Genomic DNA, 6,977 nt, shown 5'->3' on the forward strand with positions numbered 1-6,977 from the left:
ACACCCGCCGCACCGCGGGCCTCCTGGCCGGGCGGCTCGGCGTCCCCGTCGTCCCCGCGTACGCCTCCGCCGCGGCCCCCACCGTCCCCGAAGCCGTACGAGCCCTCACCGCCCGGGGCCGGCACCGCGTCGCCGTCGCCTCCTACTTCACGGCCCCCGGCCGCTTCTCCACCGAGTGCGCGGCCGCCGCCCCCTGGATCGCCTCGGCCCCCCTCGGCGCCCACCCGTCAATGGCCCGCCTGATCCTCCACCGCTACGACCAGGCGATGGCGACCGCGACCGCCGAGACGCCGGCCCTGGCCTCGGCGTAGGCACTCCGCTCGGCCCGGTGTGTCGACTGCGGGTCCGTCATGGCTGATCGCGCAGTTCCCCGCGCCCCTGAAAGCATCGGCGCCGACTGCGCCTCCTAAGGGGCGCGGGGAACTGCGCGACAAGCCACAACGAACCCGCACCCGCAAACGAACCGCCCCCGGCAGACGCGCAGGCGCAAATGACTCGCGCCCCAATTGTCAGCCGCTCCGCTTACTGTTCAAGACATGGAAGGCACCAGCACCGACACCACCCAACCCCCGTACGACCACCACATCGCACCCCCCGGCTACGACCCCACGTCAGTGGACCGTTGGGCCACCGAACCGGACAAACGCCCCGGCCGCACCGCCTTCCAGCGCGACCGGGCCCGCGTACTGCACTCCTCGGCCCTGCGCCGCCTCGCCGGCAAGACCCAGGTCGTCACCCCCGGCACCCGGAGCCAGGTCTGGGACGCGAGCCCCCGCACCCGCCTGACCCACTCCCTGGAGTGCGCCCAGGTCGGCCGCGAGCTGGGCGCCGCCCTCGGCTGCGACCCCGACCTCGTCGAGGCGGCCTGTCTCTCCCACGACCTGGGCCACCCGCCCTTCGGGCACAACGGAGAGCAGGCACTGAACGAGTTCGCGGAGGACTGCGGCGGCTTCGAGGGCAACGCGCAGTCGCTGAGACTGCTCACCCGTATCGAACCCAAGCGCTTCGTGAGAAGCGACGAGAGCGGCGACCTCGTCAGCGTCGGCCTCAACCTCACCCGCGCCGCCCTGGACGCGGCGACGAAGTACCCCTGGCCGCGCGGCGCCCACCCGACCGACCCGAAGTCCCCGAAGTTCGGGGTCTACGACGACGACCGCCCCGTCTTCGACTGGGTCCGCGAGGGCGCCCCCGGCACCCGCACCACCTTCGAGGCCCAGGTCATGGACTGGGCCGACGACGTGGCGTATTCGGTGCACGACGTCGAGGACGGCCTCCACGCGGGCCACATCGACCCCAACTGCCTGCACGCGGAGCCCGAGCGGCAGGAGATCTTCGCGGTGGCCGTCGGGCGGTACGTCCCGGTGGACACCGACCCCGCCGAGCTCGGCGAAGCCCTCGACCGCCTCCTGGACCAGGAGTGGTGGCCGCACGGCTACGACGGCTCCGCGGTCGCGCAGGCCCGGCTGAAGGACGCCACCAGCCAGCTCATCGGCCGGTTCTGCCTCGCCGCGGAGGGCGCCACGCGCGCGGCGTACGGGATGGGCCGGCTCACGCGGTACGCGGCCGAGCTGGTCGTCCCGCACGCGGCCCGCCTGGAGTGCGCGGTCCTCAAGGCCGTCGCCGACCGGTACGTCATGCAGCGTGCCGAGCAGGAGCGGCTCCGCGCCGACCAGCGGATCGTGGTCGCCGAGCTCGCGGAGGCGCTCACCGCCCGCGCGCCGGACGGCCTGGACCCGCAGTTTCGAGCCCTGTTCGACCAGGCGTCGGGCGACCGTGCCCGCAAGCGGGTGATCGTCGACCAGATCGCGTCCCTGACGGACGCCTCCGCGCGATCACTGCATGCGAGGCTCACGGGGTAGCTGTGGCGTCCGGACGGGGAGGGCGTGACCCTGCGTGGCCTGATCGGGCCACTCCCTCTTCCCCCATCACGCTCCGTGCGGGACGCTCGCATGTGGCGACATCCTTACGAGGAGGCATCAAGTGGTCGACGCAGATCAGACATTCGTCATCGTCGGAGGCGGACTGGCCGGCGCGAAGGCGGCCGAGACGCTCCGGGCGGAGGGCTTCACCGGCCGCGTGATACTGATCTGCGACGAGCGCGACCACCCGTACGAACGCCCGCCGCTGTCCAAGGGCTATCTGCTCGGCAAGGAGGAGCGCGACAGCGTCTTCGTGCACGAGCCCGCCTGGTACGCGCGCAACGACGTCGAGCTGCACCTCGGCCAGACCGTCGACGCCATCGACCGGACCGCGAAGACCGTCCGCTTCGGTGACGACGGCACGCTCGTCCACTACGACAAACTGCTGCTCGTGACGGGCTCCGAACCGCGCCGCCTCGACATCCCGGGCACCGACCTCGCGGGCGTCCACCACCTGCGGCGCCTCGCCCACGCGGAGCGCCTCAAGCACGTACTGACCGCCCTCGGCCGGGACAACGGCCACCTCGTCATCGCGGGCGCGGGCTGGATCGGCCTGGAAGTCGCCGCGGCCGCCCGTGAGTACGGCGCCGAGGTCACCGTCGTCGAGCCCGGGCCGACCCCGCTGCACTCGGTCCTCGGCCCCGAGCTCGGCCAGCTCTTCGCCGAACTGCACCGCGAGCACGGCGTCCGCTTCCACTTCGGCGCCCGGCTCACCGAGATCACCGGCCAGGACGGCATGGTCCTGGCGGCCCGCACGGACGACGGCGAGGAGCACCCCGCGCACGACGTCCTGGCCGCCATCGGTGCCGCCCCGCGCACCGGCCTCGCCGAGGCCGCGGGCCTCACGATGGCCGACCGCGCGCACGGCGGCGGCATCGCGGTCGACGAGCGGCTGCGCACCTCCGACCCCGACATCTACGCGGCCGGTGACGTGGCCGCCTTCCACCACGCGCTGTTCGACACCCGCCTGCGCGTCGAGCACTGGGCGAATGCCCTGAACGGCGGCCCGGCGGCGGCCCGCGCGATGCTGGGCCGCGAGCTGACGTACGACAGGGTGCCCTATTTCTTCTCCGACCAGTACGACGTAGGGCTCGAGTACTCGGGCTGGGCGCCCCCGGGCACGTACGACCAAGTGGTGATCCGGGGAGACGCGGGCAAGCGGGAGTTCATCGCCTTCTGGGTGAAGGAGGGACGGGTGCTGGCCGGGATGAACGTGAATGTGTGGGACGTCACGGACCCGATCCAACAACTGATCCGGAGCCGGACCCAGGTGGACTCCGAGGCACTCGCGGACCCGCACGTTCCGCTGGACAGTCTGGTCCCATGACAGACGGCGGCGCTCGACTGTCACACCGTCCCCGTAGAATCCATGCGTGGCTGGAAGGATCAACGACGAGGACGTGAAGGCTGTTCGGGACGCGGTCCCGATCGACGCCGTGGTCTCCGAGTACCTCCAACTGCGCAACGCGGGCGGCGGGAACCTCAAGGGTCTCTGCCCCTTCCACGACGAGAAGTCGCCCTCCTTCCAGGTCAGCCCGAGCAAGGGGCTCTTCCACTGCTTCGGCTGCCAGGAGGGCGGCGACACCATCACGTTCGTGATGAAGGTCGACCACCTCACCTTCTCGGAGTCGGTCGAGCGCCTCGCCGGCCAGGCAGGCATCACGCTGCGCTACGAGGAGGGCGGCTACAACCCCTCCCACCAGCGCGGCGAGCGCATCCGCCTGGTCGAGGCCCACAAGATCGCCGCCCAGTTCTACATCGAGCAGCTCGACACCGGCTCCGAGGCCGACACCGGCCGCAAGTTCCTCGCCGAGCGCGGGTTCGACCAGGCCGCGGCCACCCACTTCGGCGTCGGCTACAGCCCCCAGGGCTGGGACCACCTCACGCGCTACCTCCGCGGCAAGGGCTTCAGCGACAAGGAGATCCTCCTCTCCGGCCTCTCCCAGGAGGGCCGCCGCGGCCCCATCGACCGCTTCCGCGGCCGCCTCATGTGGCCGATCCGCGACATCGGCGGCGAGGTCGTCGGCTTCGGCGCCCGAAAGCTGTACGAGTCGGACAACGGCCCGAAGTACCTGAACACACCCGACACGCCGATCTACCGCAAGTCCCAGGTCCTCTACGGCATCGACCTCGCCAAGAAGGACATCGCCAAGAGCAGCCGGGCCGTCGTGGTCGAGGGCTACACGGACGTGATGGCCTGCCACCTCGCCGGCATCACCACCGCCATCGCGACCTGCGGCACGGCCTTCGGCGGCGACCACATCAAGATCCTCCGACGGCTCCTGATGGACAACGGCTCGGCGCGCGTGATCTTCACCTTCGACGGCGACTCGGCCGGCCAGAAGGCAGCCCTGCGCGCCTTCGAGGACGACCAGAAGTTCGCCGCCGAGACGTACATCGCGATCGCCCCGGACGGCATGGACCCCTGCGAGCTGCGCCTCGCGAAGGGCGACGCGGCGGTCGCCGACCTCGTCGAACCGCGCACCCCGCTCTTCGAGTTCGCCCTGCGCCAGATCATCCTGCGCTACGACCTGGAGACCCCCGCGGGCCGCGCCGCCGCGCTCGACGAGGCGGCCCCGATCGTGGCCCGCATCAAGAACAGCGGCGCCCAGCACGAGGTCGCCGTCCAGCTCGCCGGCATGCTCGGCATCCTCGACACGCAGTTCGTCGTCAAGCGCGTCGCCCAGCTGGCCCGCTGGGCCCGCGACCGCGGCGGCAAGGGCCCCGCGCCCACGAGCACCGGCCGCCCCCCGCAGAGTTTCGAGAACAGCGGACCCAGGCCGTCCTCCGGCCCCGCCCTGACCCTCCGCAACCCGGTCTTCGCCACCGAGCGCGAACTCCTCAAGCTCGCCCTCCAGCGCCCCGACCTGGTCTCCCCGGCCTTCGACGCGTACGGCGTGGACGAGTTCACCGCCCCGCCGTACGCGGCCGTCCGCGAGACGATCATCGAGGCGGGCGGCGCGGAGTACGGCGTCCAGGACCCGCAGGAGTACCTGGTCCGCGTCCGCGAGGCCGCTTCCGACGACGCGGTTCGCGCCATGGTCACCGAGCTGGCCGTCGAGGCCATCATGCGCAAGACCGTCGACGAGCACTACGCGGGCGAGCAGCTGGTCACCGTCCGCCGCCGTGCCGTGGAGCGCCGCGTCAGGGACGTCCAGGGCGCCCTCGCCCGCGCCACCGCCCAGGGCGACCCGGCCCAGCTGGCCGCCGTACAGAACGAGTTGTGGGTGCTCCAGCAGTACGACCAGGCGCTGCGCGAGAAGGGCGCGAGCGCGCTCTGAGACGGGCGCACTTCTCGGGCCTTCTCGCGCACGGGCCGATTCGGCGGCGTACGACGGGGAACCCGGCAACGTGACCATCGGCTGTGAAGGCGTCCGGCGCGAGCCGCGAGATGTACGTCAGCTCGAGACCGGCGCCGGCCGCCCAGTGGCGCAGCCGTTCGGACCCGGCAGCACTGTCACGGCGGACCGTCTCGTGTGCCCCGTAATCGGAACCGGAGACTCGGGGATCGTGCCAGATCAGGGCACGCACGGGCACACGAGTTTTCCGCGAGGGTAACCACGCGGTCACGGACCGGACTCAAAAAGTCACCGCACGCCCCTCGTGGCGACGATGTGTCGTACTCCACACTGGGTTCCGGTGCCTGAGTCCTCGGAGCGCGGCCGACCCGAACGCGACGGGTCCAATGTCCCCGCGGTTCCGCTCAATGACTTCGGGAGGGACAGCGGCAAGGCCGTCGGCCCCATCCCTGACGTACCGCTGCCGCACGCCTCAGCAGCGACATTCCTGGAGGTCGCCCCCGTGCAGACCCAGACCCTCACCCAGACCGACAACACCAGCGACACGGACGCGGATTCCGACGTCATCGCGGCCGTACCGCCGCAGAGCCGTGTCGCGCACCACCCCGAGACGGCGGCGGAGCCGGAGGGCTCGCCGGCCGAGCCCGAGGAGCCGCCCGTCACCCTCGTGGAGACCGAGGCGCCGGAGCCGGTGGAAGTGCCCCGCGGGCGTACGGACACCGGTGGGCCCTCGTCCGACCTGTTCCGCCAGTACCTGCGGGAGATCGGCCGGATCCCGCTGCTCACCGCGGCGGAGGAGGTGGAGCTGGCGCGCCGGGTCGAGGCCGGCCTCTTCGCGGAGGAGAGGCTGCGGCTGGCCTCCGACCTGGACAGTCAACTCGCCCTGGACCTCGACAAGTTGGTGGTCATGGGCCGGATGGCCAAGCGCCGGCTCATCGAGGCGAACCTCCGGCTGGTCGTCTCCGTCGCCAAGCGGTACGTGGGGCGCGGGCTGACCATGCTCGATCTGGTCCAGGAGGGAAACCTGGGGCTGATCAGGGCGGTCGAGAAGTTCGACTACGCCCGTGGGTACAAGTTCTCGACGTACGCGACCTGGTGGATCCGCCAGGCCATGTCCCGGGCTCTCGCCGACCAGGCCCGGACGATCCGAGTGCCCGTCCACGTGGTCGAGTTGATCAACCGGGTGGTACGGGTGCAGCGGCGGATGCTGCAGGAGCGGGGGTATGAGCCGACGCCGGAGGAGGTCGCGGCGCACCTCGACCTCCCGAGCGAACGGGTCAGTGAGGTCCTGCGCCTTGCCCAGGAGCCGGTGTCCCTCCACGCTCCTGTGGGCGAGGAGGACGATGTGGCTCTCGGGGACCTGATCGAGGACGGGGATGCGACGAGTCCGGTGGAGTCGGCGGCGTTCCTGCTCCTCCGGGAGCACCTGGAGGCGGTGCTCTCCACGCTGGGCGAGCGCGAGCGGAAGGTTGTCCAACTCCGCTACGGCCTCGCGGACGGCCGCCCCCGCACGCTGGAGGAGATAGGCCGCATCTTCGGCGTAACCCGAGAACGCATCCGCCAGATCGAATCCAAGACCCTCAACAAACTCCGGGACCACGCCTTCGCAGACCAACTGAGGGGCTACTTGGACTGACGGTCCGTTTTCTCGCCCCTGCCGCCCCTGCCCAATCCCGTCCCCTGGGGCTCCGCCCCAGGCCCCGTGGGGTGTGTTGTCGGGTGCGGGTCCGGATGTGGCTTGTCGCGCAGTTCCCCGCGC

The 6,977-nt window shown here is 71.4% G+C and carries 5 protein-coding genes; all 5 read left to right on the forward strand.

The window, feature by feature from the left end; translation table 11 throughout:
• On the forward strand, positions 1–311 hold a 311-nt coding region (locus O3Q52_RS45985), incomplete at its 5' end, for a CbiX/SirB N-terminal domain-containing protein (protein WP_332113006.1).
• Between the two features lie 225 nt (positions 312–536).
• The gene (locus O3Q52_RS45990; RefSeq protein ID WP_269654439.1) at positions 537–1,859 is read left to right on the forward strand and encodes a deoxyguanosinetriphosphate triphosphohydrolase; all 1,323 of its coding nucleotides are present in this window, start codon (positions 537–539) and stop codon (positions 1,857–1,859) included.
• Between the two features lie 121 nt (positions 1,860–1,980).
• On the forward strand, positions 1,981–3,246 hold the full coding sequence (locus O3Q52_RS45995) for an NAD(P)/FAD-dependent oxidoreductase (protein ID WP_269654440.1): 1,266 nt from the start codon (positions 1,981–1,983) through the stop codon (positions 3,244–3,246).
• A gap of 46 nt (positions 3,247–3,292) precedes the next feature.
• Positions 3,293–5,200: a DNA primase gene (gene dnaG / locus O3Q52_RS46000; RefSeq protein ID WP_269654441.1), complete on the forward strand. Its 1,908-nt coding sequence runs from the start codon at positions 3,293–3,295 to the stop codon at positions 5,198–5,200.
• A gap of 358 nt (positions 5,201–5,558) precedes the next feature.
• A complete protein-coding gene (locus O3Q52_RS46005; protein WP_269654442.1) occupies positions 5,559–6,854 on the forward strand; it encodes an RNA polymerase sigma factor in 1,296 nt (431 codons plus the stop codon).
• The last annotated feature ends 123 nt before the right edge of the window (positions 6,855–6,977 follow it).

This window comes from Streptomyces sp. ActVer, assembly GCF_027270795.1.
In the GTDB taxonomy this organism is placed as follows: domain Bacteria; phylum Actinomycetota; class Actinomycetes; order Streptomycetales; family Streptomycetaceae; genus Streptomyces; species Streptomyces umbrinus_A.

Excerpts from the sequence above, each read along its gene's own strand:
- O3Q52_RS45990 (WP_269654439.1), top strand. The coding sequence starts at position 537 with ATGGAAGGCACCAGCACCGACACCACCCAACCCCCGTACGACCACCAC.